Below are 21,487 nucleotides of genomic sequence, written 5' to 3' on the forward strand. Positions count from 1 at the left end.
TTTCCGGATTCACATGAAGTCGGGTTCATTTGATACAATGGAGGGAAACGAGATTGCGGAATAGGGTGGTGGCGGTTGATGTCGGAGAAAATCATGTTGGATGTATTGCAGGCCGTGGCGCTGTTTTTCTTGAACCCCGTATTTCTGGCCACGCTGCTCATCGCGGTGGCGGTTGGGTATTTCCGGGTGAAGCGGGAGCGGCGGAGTTTCCGGGTGCGTTTGTTGCCAGGATGGACGGAGTTGAAGCGGCTGGTGCCCGATTCGCTTGGGTATGCGTTGCTGCTGTCCTTGCTGATCTGTGGAGCGGGGCTGGTGGTGGATCCCGGTTGGCTGGTCCTGTTCTCGGCAACCGCGCTCGTGGCCATTCTCACATTCTACTTTAAATGGACATCGCCGGTGTACTTCGCAGGAGTGGCAACGGTCGGGCTGCTCCTGCTCCAGCGATTCGCGGGGGATTTCGCATACCGGGGCTGGACGCCGGCTGCTGTCGATTGGTCGGGGGACTTGACTGTGACAATTCCGGTGCTGGCCGGCTTATTCCTTATCGTGGAAGGGTTCCTCATTAGCCGGCACACTACTCGCTATGCCTCGCCCTTTTTAAAAGAAACGGATCGCGGGCTTCACGCGGCGGTCTTCCAAGCGAAGCGGATTTGGCTGTTGCCTGTCCTGTTCCTCGTTCCGGGGGATATGATTTCGGCCTATCTTCCGTATTGGCCGCAATTCACGCTCGGCGAGAGGGCTTTCAGCTTCATCCCTGTCCCAGTCGTGATCGGTTTTTCTCAAGTGGCCCGCTCTGTCTTCCCGGATGTGCTGTTTCCGAAAATAGGACAGGCGGTATCTTGGACTGGCTTCGCGGTTGTAGTTATCGGGCTTTCTGCGATGTGGATGCCGATTCTCGGCTGGACTGCGCTTGCGATCGGTGTCGTCTGCCGCGCCTTCCTGTCGATCCTTGTAGCGATCCGGGAACGGCGGGGCCGCTACGTGGCGGCTCCCCGATCGGCCGGTGTCGTCATAGCGGGCATATTGCCGGATTCTCCAGGTGAAAAGATGGGCTTGGCTCCAGGAGAGTGCATACGGGCGGTGAACGGTATCCCGGTCAGCAATGAAAAAGAGTTATATGATGCGATTCAAATCAATGCCGCGCATTGCCGGCTCCAAGTGATCGACCGGAACGGGGAAGTGCGGCTCATGCAACAGGTGCTGTATCGCTATGACCACCACCGCCTTGGCGTACTGGTCGTCCGATAAAGGGCGGGCGCTGCCGGGCAGGAAGGAATGGGTGCAATGGAATCATTTGAAACGAAATTGTTTTTGGCCATTTTGCTGCCGGGACTGCTCGTCGTCTTTTTCACGCGTGTCACGTTCCATCATGTTGTCGGACTCATTTTGACGATTGCGCTCATCGCCGCTTCGGTGTACGCGGGATATACCCATAATTGGCTGCTTTATGTCGCCGATGCGCTGTCGTTGACGATCGGCTTCTGGTATGCGACCCGAATGGTGAAGAGAGCGAGGCGCCATGGGGAAGAGGATGAAATGGACGGATGACTCCCGAAAGCGACTCGGGGAAAAAGGAGTAGCCTAAGACATGTAAAGACCACCGCCTGACAAGTCAGGAAGTGGTCTTTCCCGTTTTATTTCATTCAATACTTTCCGGCAAAATTTGACCGCCGTCGACGACCAGGGTCTGTCCGGTTACGAAGCCTGCTTCTTTGGAAGCGAAGAATGCTGCTGCATATCCGATATCTTCTACGGTCCCCAATCGTTTGAATGGAATGGCTGCGGCCATCGCTTTTAAATAGTCCTCCCCCATACCATCCAGCCCTTCAGTGAAAATGTTTCCGGGGGAGACAGCATTGATCGTAATATTGTCCTTTGCGAGTTCAAGTGCCGCCGTCCGCATGAAGCCGAGTTGTGCCGCCTTGCTTGCTCCGTAATGCGACCAACCGGCGTATCCCGTAATCGGACCGGTAATGGAAGAAGTGACGATGAAACGGCCGTGTTCCGCCTTCTTCACGTATGGGAGGAATGCTTTCACTGTGAAAAAGGTGCCTTTCGAATTCACATTTTGCACGTAGTCCCATTGCTCCTCTGTCATCTCTTCCATGGTGGCTGATGGAAAAATTCCTGCGTTCGCGCAAACGATATCCACACTACCGAAATCCTCGGCGATGGCCTTTGCGGCTGTTTCCAGCGTCTCCAGTGAGGTGACATTGGATTTGTAAGCCCTTACATTATTATGATCGCCTTGCAACTCCTCCGCGACTTTTGATGCCTCGTCCTCATGTCGTGCAAGAATCGCCACATTGGCCCCCAATTGGGAGAAGACCTTCGCAATCCCTTTTCCGATCCCCTTGCTGCCACCTGTCACCACTACCGTTTTCCCTTCAAATTGTCTCATCTGTTCAACACTCCTCCTACTATTGCGTTTTGTGTAATAAAGAAAGCGCAGGATTCATTTAATAAACCATATAAAGTTGTTGGATCTTGTTGATTTATTACATGCTATCACTCTTGTTATGTGGAGTCAACATTTATATTAGACTATTCAGATTAATTGAATTTAATGATAGACAATCAAAAAAAGCAAGAATTGCGTTGGATGCTAATAGAATCCCTGACAGCCTTCAAGATATTGTTTCCACTTCGTAATTTCTATTGATTTCAAATAGTTCGACATTTTTGTTGACTTCAAAAAATATAGATGCTATCATGTACCAAATCCACATGATTCAATAAGATTACACAAGCGGCGGCAGTGCTAACGCTCGATTTACTAAGATGGCTCTATTACACTAGAAAATGAGAGGTGTATAACAAGCGCTTACAAGATTGGGGATAGTGAAATGTCTTTAACATTCGAGGACCGAAAGAAAGTGATCATAGAGACGCTGGAACGGGATGAAAAAGTGCAAGTCCGTGAATTGGCGAATGAGCTGGAAGTCTCCGGGGAAACGATCCGACGGGATTTGGATCGCTTGGAGAAGGAAGGCGTATTGAAAAAAGTGTATGGCGGTGCCGTCAAAGAGAAATCATCCCGAGAACTGCCGTTTGACTTGAAGACAGACATCATGACGAACGAGAAGCAGGCGATCTGCAAAGCGGCCGCCGATTTGGTCGAGGATGGCGACAGCATTATAATCGGGCATGGCACGACGCCGGTCGGGATTGTTCGGTATTTGGCGAATAAAAAGAACGTGACAGTCATCACGCCTTCCATACCGGTCCTCCTATCGACGATGGAATATTTCGAAGGGAAAGTGATCTTCATCGGTGGGGAATATGAGGCGAATCAGAAGTTCACAAGCGGTCCGCTTTCGGCATCCGTCCTTGGCCAATTGAAGGCCAATAAGTCATTCGTGGCGGCGGGCGGCTTATCCATCAATGACGGCATGTCGGATTACGATTTGCAGGGGGCCGGCAGTTCCAGGCAAATGATGAGCCGTGCGGATGAAGCGATCATTCTGGCAGATCACACGAAGTTCGGGAAAACGACCTTCGCGCACATCTGCTCGCTGACCGATATTTCGATGATCATCACCGACGAACATTGCTCGGAAGAATGGCAAAATGTCCTCAGAGACAACGAAATTGAATTGATCATCGCGAATGTAGAAAACTGAGATGTTTAGTGCCCGACACCAAAATCCAAATCAATAGAAAAAGGTGGAGATAGAGAAAATGGTCCAGACTATTAGCAAATCATCAGTCCTTGATAAATCGATCCAATACTGGAATCCGGGCAAGACGGAGCAATGGCAACGTGACGGCGTCGACTTGGTCATCGGCAAACGGGAAGGGTACTACCTGTACGACATGGATGGCAAGCAATTGATGGATCTTCATTTGAACGGCGGGACATATAATCTAGGGCACCGCAATCAGGAAATCATTTCAACATTGAAGGAAGCGATGGACCAGTTCGATATCGGGAACCACCATTTCCCATCCATTGCGAGAGCCCAGTTGGCGGAAAAATTCAATCAGTGCACGCCGGATAATCTTAGGTATTCCATCTTTTCAAGCGGAGGCGGGGAAGCGATCGACGTGGCAATTAAAAGTGCACGCTACGCCACGAAGCGGAAAAAGGTCGTGTCCGTTAAATACGCCTACCACGGCCACACGGGGATTGCCGTCTCCTTAGGGAATGAGCGTTATTCCAAGCCGTTCCTCAGCGAAGGCAGTTCGGATGAAGTCGTCAATGTCGTCTTCAATGACTTGGATGCGATGGAAAGAGCGTTGTCGAGAGAAGATGTAGCATGCGTCATCATCGAGACGATTCCGGCTACATACGGCTTCCCTCTCCCGGAACCGGGTTATTTGGAAGGCACGAAACGGCTTTGTGAGAAGTACGGTGCGCTCTATGTCGCGGACGAAGTGCAAACGGGACTGCTGCGTACGGGGAAGCTATGGGGTTTTGAACACCATAATATTAAGCCCGACATCATGGTGACGGCGAAAGGTCTGAGCGGAGGAATTTACCCGATTGCAGCCACGGTCGTCAGCGAAAAGGTCGGACAATGGATGAATGAAGATGGCTTCGCCCACATCTCCACATTCGGCGGTTCTGAACTGGGCTGTGTCGTCGCCATGAAGGTGTTGGAAATCTCCCAGCGCCCTGAAGTGGTGGAAAATGTCGACTACGTCGCACGATATCTCCATGCAGGACTGGAGCGAATTAAAAGCCGGTACCCGGATCATTTCACAGGCATCCGGCAAAAAGGCGTCATCCTCGGATTGGAGTTCAGCAAACCGGATGGTGCAAAAGATGTCATGCGCGCCCTGTATGATAATGGCGTCTGGGCAATTTACTCGATGCTCGATACAAAGGTCCTTCAATTCAAACCGGGCATCCTGCTGGATCAGCGGTATTGCGATGATTTGTTGAATCTAGTGGAAACAAGTATGGCTCAAGCTGTCCGCAACATGTAAAATTTAAAATAAAACCTAATGGGAGAGGGAGGAGTTCTGGGTATGAGCAATGCTGGCGTCAACACATGGGAGCGACCTGTGGAGTTCTTCGATCTGGTTTCACAAAAGGCGAAGGGATTATACGATGGGCTCGATGATTTCACTGTCGAGCTCCTCGATTACTCGGAGAACGCAACGTATCTCGTGAAACACCCGGAGACGGGAGAAAAACGGATTATGCGCGTATGCCGTCCGAATTATCATACGAAAGAAGAGATCGAAAGCGAAGTGAAATGGCTGCAATCGATCGATGAGCATACAGAGGTCATCGTGTCGAAACCCATTCCGGGGTCGGACGGGGAATATTTACAATCGGTAACATTGGATGGAAATAACCGGGAATACCATTGCGTCCTCTTCACTTTTTTGGAAGGGGAGACCCCTGATGTGGACAATGAAGAGAAGTTGATCAGGATTTTCAGGGAAATCGGAAAAACGACTGCCCATTTCCATAAACACTCCATTGAAAATTGGGAGCAGTTCAATCAAATCAAGCGGCCGATTTGGGATTATGAAAATCTGATCGGCGAGAGGCCCAAATGGGGCAGATGGCAAGATGGAAAAGGCATCACCCCGGAGCGGGAAGAGCTATTAACCCGTGTCTCTGATGTCATCAAGGAACGGCTGGAGAATTTCGGCAAGGGCCAAGAACGTTTCGGTTTGATCCACGCGGATTTACGTCATGCGAATCTCCTGATAGACAACGAGAAAAAGCTCGTCCAGGTCATCGATTTCGACGATAGCGGTTTCGGCTGGTATTTGTATGACCTCGCGGCGTCCCTGACGTTCATCGAACACCGTTCCTACGTGCCGAAGTTGGTCGAGGCATGGCTGGAAGGATATCAGACCGTCCGCAAGCTGTCCGAAGAAGAGTTGAATGAAATTCCGACATTCATCATGATGCGACGGATGCAACTCATCGCCTGGGTCGGCAGCCGCGACAACGAAACGGCAGCGGAACTCGGAGCTGAGTATTCGGAACAGACAGATCAATTGGCGAAGGACTACTTGGAGAAGTTCAAATAAAAAAGTAAGCGCTACCAAAAGGGTGGCCATTAGAGAAAGAGGGTTCTTGCAAACCGATGTAAGCACAATCAAATAAAACGTGAAGGAGCTTTGCCATGAGTGGAAAACAGAACTTGGAACTGAAAAAGACGCTTACGCCTTTTAACTTATGGGTCATCGGTGTAGGTATCGTAATATCCGGAAACTATTTTGGCTGGAATTTCGGTTTGAGCACTTCAGGCTATGTCGGCATGCTGATTGCAGTCGGGGTCATGGCAGTTATGTATACATTCATGGCTTTCGGGATTTCTGAGCTGTCGACGGCCTTGCCGTTTGCGGGCGGTCCCTACTCATTCGCCAGGCGGGCGATGGGACCATTTGTCGGATTTATCACCGGGGTGGGCGTCGTCTTGCAATATGTCATTGCCGCGCCTGTGGTCGCTATCGGAATCGGGGCATATATCAACTTCCTGTTTCCTACGGTGAATCCGATCGTCTCCGCAGCTGTCATGTATGTTTTCTTCATGGTCATCCACATCATCGGGGTGAAAGAATACGCCAGATTGGAAGCGATTCTTGTATTCATCGCCCTTGCATTATTAGTGCTTATGTATTTTGTCGGTTTGCCTCAAATCCGGGTGGAGAACCTGTTCGGCGGCGAAGGGGAAGCAATGATCCCGGGGGGCATCAAAGGGATTTGGGCGGCGTTGCCGTTTGCAATGTGGCTCTTCTTGGCCATTGAAATGCTGCCGATGCTTTCGGAAGAAACCCGGGATGCGAAAAAAGACATGCCAAAAGGGATTTTATCCGGGATGTTCACGCTCGTCATTTTGTCTGTCTTGACAACGACAGTGGCGATCGGCCTGAGCGGTTTCAACCAACTGAGCACGGCGGAAGATCCTTTGCCGGCAGCAATCGCCGCAGCGTATGGAAATACGTACTGGTTGGCACAATTGCTTGCGTCCATCGGTCTTGTCGGGTTGATCGCCAGTTTCTCAGGGGTCATCCTCGCGTATTCCAGGCAAGTTTTCTCCTTATCACGCGCAGGGTATTTGCCAGCCGTCTTTTCGAAGCTTCACCCGACTCGGCGGACTCCGTATATGGCAATCATCATCCCAGGTTTCATCGGGTTAATCTTGGTGGCAACTTTCAATCCGGATGATTTGATTTTGATAGCGACATTTGGCGCGTTGATTTCCTATATTTCAATGAACCTTTCTCTGATCATCCTGCGGAAGAAAGAACCGAATCTGGCACGTCCTTATAGGGCGCCGTTGTTCCCGTTCATGCCGATTGTTTCCATGGTCTTGGCGTGCATTGCCTTGTTTGCGAGCTTTTTTGCAAATCTGCCATTCTTCTTCATCAGTATCACGGTGTTCGCGGTTGCCATCATCTATTACTTCGTCTGGGCCCGCCATAATATCAATACAGACGCCCCGGAAGAGCAATTTTCCAACGTCGGCGATCTTGAGATTCCAGTCGTGACGGGACCGGAGCTTGAAGAGGAAATCGTCCGATGAATTTCTGGGACCAAGATGTGGACACTGTCCTATTTGATAAAGATGGCACATTGATCGATTTTCCTTCCATCTGGATTCCTTGGGTGGAGGATGCAGTCCGCTATTTGCGTGAAAGGATCGCCGGAATTGATATATCGCCTGCTGAAGCGAAGCAGGCGATCGGAGTGGACGTCACGGACGGGAGTGTCGATCCGAGAAGCCCGTTGGCGATTGCGTCCATCGAGGAGAGCATCACCATCTTAGCATTCTTGCTTTATCAAAAGGGGCTGTCTTGGGACTCGGCAGTCATTTATGCAAGAGAGTGCATTGCCTATGCCGATAAAAGACAGAATGATTCGACGAGTCTTCAGGCAGTGGAGCGAATATCCGATCTGCTCGGCGAGATGAAAAAAAGAGGGATGCGGCTCGGGGTGCTGACAGCTGATGACACGGACAAGGCGAGGAAACAGCTGGAGGAGCTTCAGTTGGGGAGTTATTTCGATTTCGTGATCGGCAGCGACTTGGTTGAGAGAGGAAAGCCTTTTCCGGACATGGCGTACTTGGCCCGCGACCGCTATGGGGTTGATTTGCAAAGGGCTGCCATGATCGGGGACACGAATGCGGATATCCAATTGGGCAAACGGGCAGGTGTTAAGCTGACAATAGGCATTGCGAGTTACACGAAAGGAAAAACAGGACACCTACAAGATGCGGATTATAAGATCTGCAATTATGGCGAGCTGTTCGGAAAAGAGTAAGGAGGCGACAAGATGAATCCTGAATTAATAGAACAAATTACAAAGATGGTACTGGAAAGAATGGGAGGGGCCGGAACGGGCCCGATCACGTCACTGACCGATGCGGAATTAAGACGATGGAGCGAAATTAGTGCTTCCATGCAACGGACGAATGTCGGCATGTCCGACAATGGAATGCGTCCTTTACATGCGCAAGAGATCGAGAGATGGAATGCCATTACGAAACGATTCAGCAATCTGGCTGCGCAATCCATGGAGCCGGCAGGGCAAGTGAAGTTCCATTCACACACTTAACACTCACAGGACAAGCGGGAAGGAGTGTTTCCTATCAACGCAGTAGAAGAGATGGAGAAAGCGGTTCAACAGGTCAAGGCGGCTCAGGAAAAATTCAGCACATTCAACCAGAAGCAGATTGACGCAATCGTGAAGCATATCGCGGAAACGGCCTTCGCGCAAGCCGAGACACTCGCCAGGATGGCCGTCGAAGAAACGGGCATGGGCGTCGTGGAACATAAAAAAATTAAGAACGAGCTTGGCTCGATGGGCGTTTATGAATCGATCAAAGATGAGAAGACGGTAGGCGTCATCCATAAGGATCATCGTTTGAAAATGACGGAAGTGGCCTATCCATTCGGAGTCATTGCAGCCATTTGCCCGACGACGAATCCGACGTCGACCGCTATTTTCAAGACGTTGATCGCCTTGAAGGCGCAAAACGGCATCGTCGTCAGTCCGCATCCGACAGCGAAACGGTGCACGGTCGAAGCCTTGAAAATCTGTGCGCAGGCGGCAGTGGAGGCAGGGGCGCCGGATGGATTGATCGGCTGGATCACGGATCCGTCGATGGAAGCGACGACACGACTGATGCAACACCCGGATGTCGAGTTGATACTTGCGACGGGGGGCAGCGGACTGGTCAAGGCGGCGTACAGTTCCGGGAAGCCTGCCTACGGAGTGGGGCCGGGCAATGGCCCGGTCTACATCGAGAAATCAGCGAATGTGAAAAAAGCGGCACAGCTGATTGTGGATAGCAAGACGTTTGATAACGGGACGCTCTGTTCGACGGAGCAATCGATTGTCGTCCATAGGAATATTAAGGAAATGACGATGCGGGAACTGCGCAACAACGGAGCCTATTTCCTGAATGAAGAAGAAAAGATGAAATTAGGAAATGTCATCGCCCCGACGGAAGGACAATTGAACGCCAAAATTGTCGGTCGGTCGGCGGAGACAATCGCTGAAATGGCGGGTATTGAAGTTCCGGTCGGGACCCGGGTTTTGATTGCCGAAGAAGATCGGATCGGGAAAGATGTACCGTTCTCATTGGAAAAATTGGCTCCGATCTTTCCGCTGTACACGGCGGACAGCGATGAGGAAGCACTTCGTATTTGCGAAGGGCTGTTGAACTTCATTGGACGCGGCCATAGCTGCTCCATCCATACGACGGATGAAGAAGCGGCACAACGGTACGGGCTCGCAATGCCGGTTTCCCGGGTGATGGTGAACACGATGGCTTCGATCGGGGCGGCGGGCGCGACGACGGGACTCATGCCTTCGCTGACGCTGGGATGCGGTTCGTACGGAGGGAATATTTCGTCGGATAATATTACAGCGCGTCATTTATTCAACACAAAGAGGATTGCGTCAGGGATTAAAGAAGTGACTCTACCGAAGCCATCGCCGCGCCGGTATGAGCCGGTCGAAAAGCTGGTACAGCAAGGAGTTGAACCGGATATCGAGGCGATTATCGATCAGGTGATGCGGGAAGTTCAAGGGAACTGTAAGTCGATGGACTTGGAAGATGTTTCGACCACAGTCCGGCAAATCGTACAACGACAACAAATGAGCAAGACAATAAGGAGGAATTCAAATGGCAGAGATTAACGGCGCACTCGGAATGATTGAAACAAAAGGATTGGTGGCAGCGTTGGAAGCGGCAGATGCGATGGTCAAGGCGGCGAATGTGCAAATTATCGGGAAAACGCATGTCGGGGGTGGCATCGTGACGGTCCTCGTGACGGGGGACGTCGGCGCAGTCAAAGCGGCTACGGACTCGGGAAGCGCCGCAGCGCAGCGAGTAGGTGAATTATTATCTGTCCACGTCATCCCGCGCCCGCATAACGAACTGATCGGCATTCTGCCACGGGCGAATGGATAACAATCAGATCGGTTGAAGGGCGGCGATGGAAGATGCTTGTTGGTAAAGTGATTGAAAATATATGGGCGACTCGTAAAGAGGATGGACTCACGGGTTTGACATTCCTCGTCATCCAGCCGGTGGGAACGGAACGGGAAGGTGTGCCGTTGCAGCCTCCTTTGGTAGCCGTCGATCGAATCGGAGCGGGGATCGGGGACCGGGTCATCGTGACACAAGGGTCCCCTGCGACTTTTATCGACCAGACTAGGAAAATGCCGGTTGACGCTCTGGTGATCGGCATCGTCGATTCGGTGCCGGAACGGGATCGGCCATGACGAAGGCGATCGGCATGATCGAGACGTTCGGTCTGGCCTATTCACTTGTCGTCGCCGATGCGATGCTGAAAACGGCGGATATCCAAGTCGTCACCCGTGAAGATGTCAGCGAAGTCTATTACACGATCGTGATAGAAGGGGAAGTTAGTGCAGTCCAGATGGCGATCGACCGCGGCGTCGAAATTGCGTTACAAGGGAATGCGCTGATGTCCTATGAGGTCATCGCAAGACCGATGATTGATGTGAGGCGCATCATCCCGATGAAAGGTTGATTCGAAGAAATGGAATGGAGGAACGAGGATGGCGAGCGAAGCATTAGGAATGATTGAAACAAAAGGATTGGTGGCGGCGATTGAAGCGGCGGATGCGATGGTCAAGGCAGCCAACGTGCAAGTCGTCGGGAAGACACATGTCGGGGGAGGCATCGTGACGATCATGGTTCGCGGGGATGTCGGGGCGGTCAAGGCTGCGACTGAATCGGGAGCCGCGGCGGCACAACGGGTCGGGGAATTGCTGTCAGTGCATGTCATCCCGCGTCCACATAACGAGTTGGAAGCCATTTTGCCAGGCTCTATGAATTGATCGGGAATGGGGGCATCTTCTATGAACGAGATGACGATCCAAGCAATTGTGGAGGACTTTGTGACAGAACTGACGCAAACCCCTCCGTCACGAAATGAAATCCCGTTTTCCGGCTTCGTGCTAAGTGGACATGGGGATGATATGCTGCCGCAAATTCGTTACTCCTGCGCGGGTGGTATCCCTTTAGAGAAACTGACTCCCCGAAAACTGTCATGGCAAATTCCCGAACTGTCATGGCTCGCAAGAACTGTCATGGCTCGCAAGAACTGTCATGGCAAATCGTCCAACTGTCATGGCCCCGCGCGAAACTGTCATGGCGCGCGAGAACTGTCATGGCAAACCGCCCAACTGCAAGGACAAATCCTCGAACTGTCATGGCGATAGCCGACTATCCCTGCATCTCTCCCGACCACCAACCATATCCCCTGACCAAAAAGACCGCCCCGAAGCGGTCTTTCATCATCACATAAACAAACTATACACCGCCAGCACGCCAATCGTGCCGAGGACGACGGACATGACGCCGCCCCCGACGATGGCGATGAGGAAGGCGGCGGCCGCTCCGATGATGCCGAATAAAAGATTGCCTTCCTGGACAAACAGGATGGCAGGGAAAATGAGCGCTCCGAGCACCGCATACGGGATATTCCGCAATACGCCGGTCACGATCGGCGGCAGTTCCTTGCCGTCTAGCCAAGTCAGCGGGATCATGCGCGGGATATACGTGACGAGGGCCATGCCGAACAGCATCCACCAATAGGTTGGTCCCATCAGACATCCCCCTTTCGATTGTATTGGACATCGGGCGTTTTCCCGCGGCGGGTGTACACCATTTCAATGGTGATCGACGACACGAGCGTGGCTACGAGGATCGCCCAGCCGGTTGAAAGAAGTCCCGTGAAATAGAAGAAACTATGGATGATTGCTGCGATTCCGGCAAGCATGATGACTTTCCGATTGCCTTTCATCGACGGGACCAATAGGCCGACGAACATGGCGTAGAGCGCGATCGACATGGCCGCTTGCAGGAATAAAGGCAGATTGGCCCCGATGATGTGGCCGATTACCGTGAAACTGACCCAGCTGCCATAGGCGATCAAGTTGACGCCGAATGCGAAGGAGGTTGAAATCTTGCCTTCCTTGCCCGTAGCCAGCACCGAAAAGGATTCATCCGTGATGCCGAACGCATAGATCGCTTTGACCCATTTCGGGGCGGGCTGCATCTTTTCATTCAGTGATGCCGTCATAAGAAAGTGTCGGATGTTGACGACGAATGTATTGAGGACGATTAAGATCGGGTCGACTGCCTTGGCGATCAAACCGAGCGATATGTATTGGGCCGCGCCCGCATAGACGAACATGCTCATCGCTGTCGCTTCGATGATGGACAATCCGGCCGTCTTGGCAAGCAACCCGAACGTGAGGGCGACAGGGAAATAACCGATGGCGATGCTCAGACCTGCTTTCAGGCCGTTTCCAAATTGATTTTTCTCCATATTGCCACATCTTTCTTAGTTGTTTGTAGTGATTATACACTATTTTCGTGTTTAAATGGAGATACCATCAGGAAGACTAGAAGTAATAAGAGGTTGGAATGAATGCCAACTGAAGTATGAGGGTGTTGTCAATGGAAGAGTGGCTCGATGTAGATAAAATAGTAGAATTGGCGAAGCATTACAAGTCACTTGGTCCTGTCATCGGGATTTTGCTGCCTTTTATCGAGTCTTTCCTACCGTTTTTACCGCTATTCGTCTTCGTCTTTGCGAATGCGAGTGCCTATGGTCTATGGTATGGATTCATCCTCTCCTGGGCGGGGACGGTTGCCGGTTCCTACGTTGTCTTTCTGATCATCCGGAAATACGGACGCAACCGGCTTTTGCGGTTCCTTACGAAAAGTGCGCGTATCCAGAAATTAATTAAATGGGTGGATCGCAACGGATTTGCTCCCCTATTCCTGTTCCTCTGTTTCCCGTTCACCCCGTCGGCCCTCGTCAATTTGGTCGCGGGTCTGGCGGATATCAAGAAGCGCTACTATTTGTTCACCTTGATGGCGGGCAAGCTCGTCATGATTTTTACCATCAGCTTCATCGGCTATGATCTGAAAGCCTTGCTCACACAACCGATCCGGACAGCTGTCGTCGTTGCACTGATCGTCCTCTTATGGATTGTCGGCAAGTGGCTCGAAAAGCGGGTCAATCGGAAAGTGGAAGCGGAATTCCGTTCGTTCTCGGTCCAACAGGAGAAGAAATGAAAAAATGCTTGGGATGTCACCAAGCATTTTTATTTCGCCTTGATTACATGAATAGAGTGAAAGGGTAGAAGATGTAATAATCGTCCACGTAATGGACCAGCAGATACCAAACGCCATATGAAACTAGGCAGATGACAATGGAAATGCCGACAGTACGTCCATTTTTTCCGAGAATATTGAAAGACCAGGCCAACCCGAAAAATAAAAGCAGAATGGCCCCACATAATACATACAATCCAATCGAAAAGCCGGTGATAAAAGAGAGAAAGTAAACGAACAAAGCGCTCAAATAGAGCCGCATGGAAACCTTCAGCTTCGCCGCCCCCTTCATACGACCCATTTCCAATCAAATCCATTATAACATCAATTCCCAGTCGGGACCTTCTTCGGGCAAAGCACATATACTACTCTATCGATTGGAGGAGGTATGTACATGTTTTATTATATGTATCAAGGGCCGACGTTCGGTCCGCCCCATTATTATGTTCAGAACGATCAGGAGAGGAGACGGCAGCAGTCGGCTCAACAGGTGTTGCAGCGAATACAGACGCAGCATCCAGAATTGTATACGGAGTTGGAAGCGTATGGGATGAATCGTGCAATCGCGGATTATGTATTCCTCCTGGTCATCCGCTTTACACTCAGCCAAGCCGGGACGGATCAGACTGCCACTCAGGTCTATAATCAGTTCCAGTCGCAGTTTCCTTGGCTGCCGCTCTTTTATGCACAGTTCCGGATTCCGCCGAACGTCATGAACCGAACTTTGATGCAAGTGATCCGGCTGACGTTGGCAGAGGCCGAGGATGGGCGCCCGCAACCTCAGCCGGGACGGGGCTGGATTGGCTGGGAGGACTTGGGCGGTGTCCTTACTTCGGGGCCGGGCGTATCTTCTTGGCAGCCAAACCGACTTGATGTCTTTGTCCGGGGTTCCAATGAGGCAATGTACCATAAATGGTGGGACGGCCGTCAGTGGAGCGACTGGGAGAATCTTGGTGGCGTACTTACTTCCGCCCCGGCTGCCGTTTCTTGGGGCCCGAACCGGATCGATGTCTTTGTCCGGGGGACGGACAACGCGTTGTATCACAAATGGTGGGATGGCCAGCGATGGAACGATTGGGAGAGTCTGGGCGGTGTACTATCCAGCGCGCCGACTGTCTCCTCGCAGCGGCCGAATCAGCTTGATGTCTTTGTCAGAGGAACAGACAACGCTCTTTACAAAAAGACATGGAACGGCTCGCGCTGGCTCGACTGGGAGAACCTCGGCGGTACATTGACCTCCGCGCCTGCTGCCGTCTCTTGGGGGCCGAATCGCGTGGACGTATTTGCAAGGGGACAGAACCAGGAATTGATCCATAAATGGTGGGATGGCTCTTCGTGGAGCGGTTGGGAAAGTCTCGGCGGCACGCTCACCGAGGCTCCTGCTGTCGCCTCCAAACGGCCGAACCGCCTACAAGTCTTCACCAGAGGGTCGAATCAAAACCTCTATCTCAGAGAATGGAACGGTTCTCGCTGGCTGAACTGGGAAAACCTTGGAGGAACCCTGACCTCCGCACCCGCTGCTGTTTCATGGGGCCCGAATCGGACAGATGTCTTTGCGAGGGGACGGGATCAGAGCCTTATCCATTTGTATCAGAATGAATAATAATGTTGAATCTGCCGGAGGCGCCCGCAATTTATGGGCGCCTCCTTTTTGAAAGCTTGAAATTCCGATACATTGCAATGCGATGTACAACGTGTTACGATGTCAGTAATGAGGTGAAATTTATGGACCAAGAGATGATGAAGGGGAGCATTGATTTACTATTATTGTCTTTGATTGCCCAACGGGATTTGTATGGATATGAAATTGTCAAGGTATTGAAAGAAATCAGTGATGGCACGTACGAGATGGGGGAAGGGACGCTTTATGCCGCATTGAAGCGCCTGGAAAGGAAGCAGTGGGTTTCGTCTTATTGGCAAGAGGGAGAGAGCGGCAGAAGAAAGTATTACCGGCTGACCGATGAAGGCAGGACCGCTTTGGCAAGTAAGCAGGAGAACTGGAAGTGGATGAACACCCTCATCCGTAGAAGTTCGGAAGGTTTGATATGAAAGCCCAGTTTCAGCGCTTTGTTGAAGGGATTGTCCGCCAGACGGATTGCAATCTGGCGGAGCGGGAGGATTTATACGAAGAACTGCTCTCGCATTTGGAAGATTCCTTTGCGGAGCATCGGAAACAAGGTTATTCGGGAGAGGAGGCCACGCGGATCGTGATGACAAACTTTGGTGATGGACCGGAGATCGGCAAGCAGCTTCAGCACGCGATGTATCCTTATCGACGGGAAATGCTGTTGGTCCTTTCGGTTGTCTCGTTGCTCTTTGCCTATGGCGTCTACTTAGGCCAATTGTTCTTAGCGGGCGATGCACATATTCCCTGGTTGGTGATGGCTGTCTTGAGCAGCTCTGCCCTGCTTTATGTGACCGTTCGCCCGGTTACTTCATTGAATCGGCGCTTGTGGATGAACGGCTTGTTAGTTATTCATCTATTTGTTTTCTTTTACGGTTTGTTGTTGGCCGCCTATTTGGAGCGTCCCTTTTCCACGATATTAACGTTCGTGGCGGCGTTGCTCATGCTGTTAACTATTATTCTTGTATATCGGACGACGATCTATGATTTTCCATCGGATCGCCAAGCATTGAAGAAAGATGCGAAACGACTGCATTTCATCAATATTACGACGGGTATTTTGATCGTGTTTCTTACTCTTTTCTTTTTATGGGCATTTTTGTTGTTTTCATCGGGATTATCGCCTGCATTTTTATGGCTCCTCCTTCCGATTGGAGTTTGGATCCTGTCATATGCGATTCAAATGCATTTATTAGCCGAACAACAGAGAAAATGGTCGTACGCGATAGCAGTTATTCAAACCGGAGTGCTTTTGGCGGGCCTTGTCTTTTGGCTGTGGAGCATGTAAAGGAGGAGAACATCGATGAATAAATCATTCGGCTTTGTCTATGGTTTGATCGGCCTGGTAACCGGTGTTCTCATTGTCATGGGAGTTGTATTCCATAAGGAGGACAATGAAAAACAGCAAGGACTGACCGGTGTGTATGATGTATCGGCGGACGGCATCATTGCCCACGTCGAATTTGAGGATGGGAAAGCCGGTCTATATTTCTCGGATAAAAATGAACAGCCGGCCGTGCAATTGCCGGTGGATCAGGCGATTGTCGATATCAGCTTCTCGGAAGATGGAAACACCCTGGCCTATATCGTATCGGATAAAGAGTTGGATTCCGCAAGCGGCAGTGCAGTGCGCCTGTTTGATGTGAAAAGCCGTACGGATCAACTGGCGTTCACCGTTCCGGATTTGATTACCGAGGTGGTGTTTGATCCGAAAGATTCCAATCGGCTGTTTTATTTGCAATCGGGAGTGTATACGAATTATTCACCCATTGCCGGGAAACGGCCCCATGATTTTGATGTACATAGCTATCATTTGGTCGAGGAGACGCAAACGAAGTATACCGATCTGAAGAAATATCATATGCAATCGTTGCAAGTGTCGGCGACCGACGAAACCATCTTTGTCCAAATGGATGATGACGAAGAGGTAGAAACGGCGGAAGATGTCTTTGTGTCCAAACAGCGGATTTTCCAAATCCCGCTTGCCGCACCTGATGAGAAAATCATCATCAGCAATCCAACTGGGCAGGAGGATGTCTTTGATTTCCTCGTATTGCCGGAAAGGGATGAACTGATTTATCAAGCGGTTGGCGGCACAGGGGCGAATGGCGTCTTTGAATATGAATTATTCAGCTATAACTGGAAAACGCAAGAGACCAAGCAATTGACGAGGTTAAAGGAATATGCGGCAAAACCAATCCGGGGAGCCGACGACCAAATCTACTTCCTAGTGGATCGCCGATTCGGAGAACGGAATCCGGATTATCGACATTATCAAATGAATGTGGACGGAAAAGACGTTACAGAAATCCAAAAGTGACCGGTGCCGGGACAATATGAATTGTTCCGGCGCTAGTCACTTTTTTAATTGCTTGTGGCAAAATCCGAACAATTTCTAGATACATGATCAATGTGGGGACACGGGAAATGGAATCCCGACTTGTGACTACTTATAAACCACCTTCCATTTGTCCAAGCTGTTTGATATCAACGATGGTTGGTGAGGTACATCATGAAAACATCTGCTACCTTTAGCATTCTACATCTTATCCTTCTTTCGATGACCGCCATCGGATTGAAGAATCATGTGACGATCCTGCCTCCATTGCTCATCGGGGCGGGGCGAGATGGATGGGCGTCTGTCTTGCTGTCGGCTTTGGCAGCTCTACCATGGGGAGTGTTACTGATTTACATTGTCAATCGATCCAACCAAGCCTCGATGAGGGATTGGCTAACCGAGCAGCTTGGCCGAACTGCTTCAAAAATCGTCGTGTACGTCCTCATCTTCAGTCTTTTATTCCTTGCTGCCGTGACGATGCGGGAAACGTTGCAGTGGGTGAATACAACATTTTTACCAGAAACCCCGATTTTACCTTTGTTGATCCTGTATACGATTGTTTGCATCAGTCTTTCTGTCACGAACATTCAAACCATTATCATCTTAAATGCTATCGTGCTGTTCGGTGTCAATGTGTTGGGCTTCTTCGTTGCATTTACCAATATCCAGGTGAAGGAGTATGAGCTGCTGCTCCCTCTTTTTGAACATGGGGTGCAGCCTATTCTGAGAGGAATGGTCTACCCAGCGTCGGGATTCATCGAAATCCTTATTCTTTTCCTGTTTCTCCGCCATCGTCTTGACAGTCGTCCTCGGTATGTCCATTTCTTCATAATTCTCTTCATACTAACGGTGCTGACATTAGGTCCGTTAATTGGCGCGATTACTGAATTTGGTCCAGATGAGGCGGCCAAACAGCGCTATCCCGCCTATGAAGAATGGGGATTGGTTACGCTCGGCCGTTTCATCGAGCATTTAGATTTTTTATCGATATATCAATGGTTGACAGGTGCACTCGTCAGAGTGAGCGTTTTTCTTTTTATCATTGCCGACTTTTTACAAATCACTCGTCAGCCGGTGAAAATCTGGCAGCGTATCGCACCCGCCTTTTTCTTTGGCTGCCTGGCGTTGTTTTTGATTGATGATCATACGTTCATTGACTACCAAAAGAAGTATTTCATGCCATTTACACTAATCTTCTTTTTCGCTCTTTCTTTGTTCCTTGGGATTGTTGCATACATTTCAGGAAAATCGACTAGGAGGGGTACGTTTGGAAAGAGAACAGGCGAGGATGAGACATGAAGCAGAATAACGACGCCTTGAATGGGGACAGATTACGGCAATTATTTTCCAAATCTGCAGATGTCCGATTTCAAGAATTCACCTTTAGTGGTAAGACGGTTCTTTTTGTCACGTGTGAGGCGATGATCGATGAACATCTTTTATACGACGTTGTAGTGGAACGGGTGCGAGTCTGTATGGATTCCCTTGGGGAGGAGCCGATTGGGGAAGCAGAGATTGAAGCGTTGCCAATCCCTTCCTTGCAGAAAGTTGTCGAGGCGGCCGAAGCCCTTTCGGCTGTTTATACCGGGCAGGCCCTGTTGTATTTTGAGGAGCAGGAAGCCCTGTATTCGAGCAATATTGCCAAAAAGCCGAATCGGACACCGGAAGAGACGAACACGGAAGCGCTTATTAAAGGGCCACGGGATAATTTCATTGAGGATGTAGCAACTAATATTGCACTGATCCGGAAACGGCTGCCGACTAATTCGCTTTGCGTGGAAAAATTCGAATTGGGGGAGCGGACCAAAACGACAGTCGCCCTTCTGTACTTTGATGACATTGCCAATCCTCAAATCCGGGATGGGATTGTCCAGAAATTAAAAGCCATCGATACGGATATCGTCTATAGCGGCAATATCCTCATGGAACGAATTGACAAACGGTCCAAGTTGATTCCGAATCATGATTATACAGGACGGCCGGATTATGCGGTCCAGTCTTTGGCACGAGGACGCTTTGTTATTCTCATTGACGGTGTTGCCTATGGAGTCATCATCCCGATCAATTTGTTCCTGCTGTTCAAAACAGGAGAAGATAACGAGTATACGATGGTGTTCAGTTCATTCGAACGGCTTGTACGGGTGGCGAGCCTTTTGATCGGTTTGCTCCTGCCGGCATTTTGGCTCGCCCTGACGACATTTCACCAAAATCAGTTGCCACTTTTGTTTTTAGCGACCGTCATCCAGTCGCGGACAGGCTTGCCGCTTCCATCCGCGCTGGAGATGATCCTCATGGTCATCGTCTTCGAGTTGTTCCGGGAAGCCGGTTTGCGCCTGCCTGCTGCCATCGGTTCTACTATCAGTGTAGTTGGGGGGTTGATTATTGGAGATGCGGCGATTCGTGCGGGCGTGACAAGCCCTGCGATGATTGTCGTCATTGCGACCTCTACTATCGCAACATTTACACTCGTTAATCAATCTCTTGTGGCCGCAATTAGTATTTTACGAATATTTTTCATACTGGTAACTGCGTTTTTTGGGCTATTCGGCTTTTTCATGTCGATGTTCTTAACGCTTATCTATTTAGCAAATCTCCGATCGTTTGGTGTTCCTTATTTGAATATCGCAGAGCAGATCAACTGGTCGACTATTAAAAAGACGATCATGCGCCCTTCTCCTCGAGACTATGCAAAACGCCCGGAGATGCTTAATCCAAAAGACCAAACGAGGATGAAGAATGATGAAAAATAAAATCTTATGCGCAGTCGGTCTTCTATTGCTCGCTTTCCTTTCAGGATGTTGGAGTAATAACGAGCCGGAACGGATGTTATACGTGCATGGATTGGGTGTCGACTTTGAAGATGGGGAATATAAAGTATATGTGCAGATCATCAATTTCAGGAATGTGGCAAAATCTGAACAGCCTACTTCGGAGAGCAATCAGGCCGAGGTGGGTTTTGCAGCCGGAAAAACAGTGAGCGAAGCCATAATTAAGTTGTACCATTCGGCGGATGAAAAAGTGTACTGGGGGAATTTAACGTTCATCGTCCTTTCGAAAAACGTTTTAGATAACGGGAGGTTGAACTCCGTAATTGATGGATTCGTCCGGTATCGGGATACAAGATACCGGGTATGGCTGTACAGCACGGAAGATCCGGTGAAAGATATTTTGCTGACGATTCCCATTATCAATACCGCCATTACATTATCGACATTGGGGGATCCGTCCAATTCCTACGAGCAGGAGTCTTTTATCGAACCTGTTAATATGCGCAGAATGATCATTCAGATGGACGAGCCGAGTTACGAAGCGGTTATCCCGTACATCACCATAACACGGAATTGGGAAACGGTGGAGGGAAAGGATCCCATCGCAAAGCTTCAAGGGGTCGGTGTCGTGACGCCCAAAGAGTTTAAAGGATTCATCAGTGGAGAAAAGGCAGACGGCCTGCAATGGATGAACAAGGAGACAAAGCGGGGAGAGGTGACGATTCATCTGGACGGGGGAGAGGAAGATTATATAACAGTCATTCTCGAAAAACTGAAAGTGGACATCCGGCCGGTTACGGAAGGGGACACTGTGAAATTCGACATTGACGTGAAGATGACTGGGGGCATTGGTCTCCTTCACCGAAGCACCAATTACGATACAGTGAAAAAGAAAACGGAAGAAAAGATAGCCGATGATATCAAAAAAACTTACCGAGAAGCGCTCGACCGGGATATTGACATCTATCGTCTTTCGGAAGTGCTATATCGAAAAAATAACAAAGAATGGAAACGACTGCAGCAAAATGGAAAAGTTGAATTATCAGAGGACTCCATACGGTCCCTGAACGTGCAGGTGAACGTCAAATCGGGAAGGAAACAGTTGAAGGAAACAATTCAATAAGGAAATCGTATACGTTGAAGTGTCGTTCATCTTTCAAAATCTATCTCATTCAAATAG

25 protein-coding genes and 1 pseudogene are annotated in these 21,487 nt (G+C 50.0%); 22 read left to right on the forward strand and 4 right to left on the reverse strand.

Features of this window, described 5'->3' with window-relative positions; translation table 11 throughout:
• Nucleotides 1-78 precede the first annotated feature (78 nt).
• Together OXB_RS08985 and OXB_RS08990 are read left to right on the forward strand one after the other, a co-directional pair.
• A complete protein-coding gene (locus OXB_RS08985; RefSeq protein ID WP_041073589.1) occupies nucleotides 79-1,248 on the forward strand; it encodes a PDZ domain-containing protein in 1,170 nt (389 codons plus the stop codon).
• 36 nt (nucleotides 1,249-1,284) lie between these two features.
• The gene (locus OXB_RS08990; RefSeq protein ID WP_041073591.1) at nucleotides 1,285-1,548 is read left to right on the forward strand and encodes a CsbA family protein; all 264 of its coding nucleotides are present in this window, start codon (nucleotides 1,285-1,287) and stop codon (nucleotides 1,546-1,548) included.
• Nucleotides 1,549-1,639: 91 nt separating this feature from the next.
• Here the strand turns inward: OXB_RS08990 and fabG are convergent, their stop codons facing one another.
• Nucleotides 1,640-2,401 carry a 3-oxoacyl-ACP reductase FabG gene (fabG, locus tag OXB_RS08995; protein ID WP_041073593.1) on the reverse strand — a complete coding sequence of 254 codons (762 nt, stop codon included), beginning with the start codon at nucleotides 2,399-2,401 and terminating at the stop codon, nucleotides 1,640-1,642.
• Nucleotides 2,402-2,846: 445 nt separating this feature from the next.
• Between fabG and OXB_RS09000 the strand changes: the two genes are divergently transcribed.
• The 12 genes and pseudogenes from OXB_RS09000 to OXB_RS18665 form a co-directional block, all read left to right on the forward strand.
• Complete coding sequence (locus OXB_RS09000; RefSeq protein WP_041073595.1) at nucleotides 2,847-3,623, forward strand: DeoR/GlpR family DNA-binding transcription regulator; 777 nt, start codon at nucleotides 2,847-2,849, stop codon at nucleotides 3,621-3,623.
• Between the two features lie 58 nt (nucleotides 3,624-3,681).
• A complete protein-coding gene (locus tag OXB_RS09005; RefSeq protein ID WP_041073597.1) occupies nucleotides 3,682-4,932 on the forward strand; it encodes a class-III pyridoxal-phosphate-dependent aminotransferase in 1,251 nt (416 codons plus the stop codon).
• A gap of 42 nt (nucleotides 4,933-4,974) precedes the next feature.
• Nucleotides 4,975-5,997, forward strand: a complete 1,023-nt coding sequence (locus OXB_RS09010) for a phosphotransferase enzyme family protein (RefSeq protein ID WP_041073599.1) — start codon at nucleotides 4,975-4,977, stop codon at nucleotides 5,995-5,997.
• Between the two features lie 95 nt (nucleotides 5,998-6,092).
• Nucleotides 6,093-7,496 carry an ethanolamine permease gene (gene eat, locus OXB_RS09015; RefSeq protein ID WP_052483952.1) on the forward strand — a complete coding sequence of 468 codons (1,404 nt, stop codon included), beginning with the start codon at nucleotides 6,093-6,095 and terminating at the stop codon, nucleotides 7,494-7,496.
• Nucleotides 7,493-8,233, forward strand: a complete 741-nt coding sequence (locus OXB_RS09020; protein ID WP_041073601.1) for an HAD family hydrolase — start codon at nucleotides 7,493-7,495, stop codon at nucleotides 8,231-8,233. Before eat ends, OXB_RS09020 begins: the two co-directional genes overlap by 4 nt.
• Nucleotides 8,234-8,245: 12 nt before the next feature.
• On the forward strand, nucleotides 8,246-8,527 hold the full coding sequence (locus tag OXB_RS09025; protein ID WP_041073603.1) for a hypothetical protein: 282 nt from the start codon (nucleotides 8,246-8,248) through the stop codon (nucleotides 8,525-8,527).
• 51 nt (nucleotides 8,528-8,578) lie between these two features.
• Entirely contained in the window at nucleotides 8,579-10,117 is a 1,539-nt protein-coding gene (locus OXB_RS09030; RefSeq protein WP_052483953.1) for an aldehyde dehydrogenase family protein, read from the forward strand.
• On the forward strand, nucleotides 10,104-10,391 hold the full coding sequence (locus tag OXB_RS09035; protein WP_041073605.1) for a BMC domain-containing protein: 288 nt from the start codon (nucleotides 10,104-10,106) through the stop codon (nucleotides 10,389-10,391). The genes OXB_RS09030 and OXB_RS09035 overlap by 14 nt, the downstream gene beginning before the upstream one ends.
• A gap of 32 nt (nucleotides 10,392-10,423) precedes the next feature.
• Complete coding sequence (locus OXB_RS09040; protein ID WP_041073606.1) at nucleotides 10,424-10,705, forward strand: EutN/CcmL family microcompartment protein; 282 nt, start codon at nucleotides 10,424-10,426, stop codon at nucleotides 10,703-10,705.
• On the forward strand, nucleotides 10,702-10,977 hold the full coding sequence (locus OXB_RS09045; RefSeq protein WP_041073608.1) for a BMC domain-containing protein: 276 nt from the start codon (nucleotides 10,702-10,704) through the stop codon (nucleotides 10,975-10,977). Before OXB_RS09040 ends, OXB_RS09045 begins: the two co-directional genes overlap by 4 nt.
• A gap of 28 nt (nucleotides 10,978-11,005) precedes the next feature.
• A complete protein-coding gene (gene eutM, locus OXB_RS09050; RefSeq protein WP_041073610.1) occupies nucleotides 11,006-11,287 on the forward strand; it encodes an ethanolamine utilization microcompartment protein EutM in 282 nt (93 codons plus the stop codon).
• 108 nt (nucleotides 11,288-11,395) lie between these two features.
• A pseudogene (locus OXB_RS18665) lies at nucleotides 11,396-11,494 on the forward strand (malate dehydrogenase); the annotation flags it as partial.
• A 255-nt stretch (nucleotides 11,495-11,749) separates the two neighbouring features.
• Here the strand turns inward: OXB_RS18665 and OXB_RS09060 are convergent.
• On the reverse strand, nucleotides 11,750-12,058 hold the full coding sequence (locus tag OXB_RS09060) for an AzlD domain-containing protein (RefSeq protein WP_041073614.1): 309 nt from the start codon (nucleotides 12,056-12,058) through the stop codon (nucleotides 11,750-11,752).
• Entirely contained in the window at nucleotides 12,058-12,783 is a 726-nt protein-coding gene (locus tag OXB_RS09065) for an AzlC family ABC transporter permease (protein ID WP_041073616.1), read from the reverse strand. The genes OXB_RS09060 and OXB_RS09065 overlap by 1 nt, the downstream gene beginning before the upstream one ends.
• Nucleotides 12,784-12,914: 131 nt before the next feature.
• Between OXB_RS09065 and OXB_RS09070 the strand changes: the two genes are divergently transcribed.
• Nucleotides 12,915-13,538, forward strand: coding sequence for a TVP38/TMEM64 family protein (locus tag OXB_RS09070; RefSeq protein ID WP_041073617.1), 624 nt, complete (start codon nucleotides 12,915-12,917; stop codon nucleotides 13,536-13,538).
• A gap of 43 nt (nucleotides 13,539-13,581) precedes the next feature.
• Here OXB_RS09070 and OXB_RS09075 read toward each other — a convergent pair whose 3' ends face one another.
• Nucleotides 13,582-13,878 carry a hypothetical protein gene (locus OXB_RS09075; protein ID WP_144399674.1) on the reverse strand — a complete coding sequence of 99 codons (297 nt, stop codon included), beginning with the start codon at nucleotides 13,876-13,878 and terminating at the stop codon, nucleotides 13,582-13,584.
• A 93-nt stretch (nucleotides 13,879-13,971) separates the two neighbouring features.
• Between OXB_RS09075 and OXB_RS09080 the strand changes: the two genes are divergently transcribed.
• The 7 genes from OXB_RS09080 (at nucleotide 13,972) to OXB_RS09110 (ending at nucleotide 21,430) form a co-directional block, all read left to right on the forward strand.
• The gene (locus OXB_RS09080; RefSeq protein WP_041073621.1) at nucleotides 13,972-15,180 is read left to right on the forward strand and encodes a DUF346 domain-containing protein; all 1,209 of its coding nucleotides are present in this window, start codon (nucleotides 13,972-13,974) and stop codon (nucleotides 15,178-15,180) included.
• Nucleotides 15,181-15,302: 122 nt separating this feature from the next.
• Nucleotides 15,303-15,626, forward strand: coding sequence for a PadR family transcriptional regulator (locus OXB_RS09085; protein WP_041076548.1), 324 nt, complete (start codon nucleotides 15,303-15,305; stop codon nucleotides 15,624-15,626).
• Nucleotides 15,623-16,489, forward strand: coding sequence for a permease prefix domain 1-containing protein (locus OXB_RS09090; RefSeq protein ID WP_041073623.1), 867 nt, complete (start codon nucleotides 15,623-15,625; stop codon nucleotides 16,487-16,489). The genes OXB_RS09085 and OXB_RS09090 overlap by 4 nt, the downstream gene beginning before the upstream one ends.
• Nucleotides 16,490-16,504: 15 nt before the next feature.
• Nucleotides 16,505-17,521 (forward strand): hypothetical protein, encoded by a 1,017-nt coding sequence (locus tag OXB_RS09095; protein ID WP_041073625.1) that lies wholly within the window; start codon nucleotides 16,505-16,507, stop codon nucleotides 17,519-17,521.
• Nucleotides 17,522-17,713: 192 nt separating this feature from the next.
• On the forward strand, nucleotides 17,714-18,838 hold the full coding sequence (locus OXB_RS09100; RefSeq protein WP_041073627.1) for a GerAB/ArcD/ProY family transporter: 1,125 nt from the start codon (nucleotides 17,714-17,716) through the stop codon (nucleotides 18,836-18,838).
• Nucleotides 18,835-20,289, forward strand: a complete 1,455-nt coding sequence (locus OXB_RS09105; protein WP_052483954.1) for a spore germination protein — start codon at nucleotides 18,835-18,837, stop codon at nucleotides 20,287-20,289. The genes OXB_RS09100 and OXB_RS09105 overlap by 4 nt, the downstream gene beginning before the upstream one ends.
• Nucleotides 20,279-21,430 (forward strand): Ger(x)C family spore germination protein, encoded by a 1,152-nt coding sequence (locus OXB_RS09110; protein WP_041073629.1) that lies wholly within the window; start codon nucleotides 20,279-20,281, stop codon nucleotides 21,428-21,430. Before OXB_RS09105 ends, OXB_RS09110 begins: the two co-directional genes overlap by 11 nt.
• Nucleotides 21,431-21,487: the final 57 nt, after the last annotated feature.

This window comes from Bacillus sp. OxB-1 (assembly GCF_000829195.1).
Classification (GTDB): Bacteria; Bacillota; Bacilli; order Bacillales_A; family Planococcaceae; genus Sporosarcina.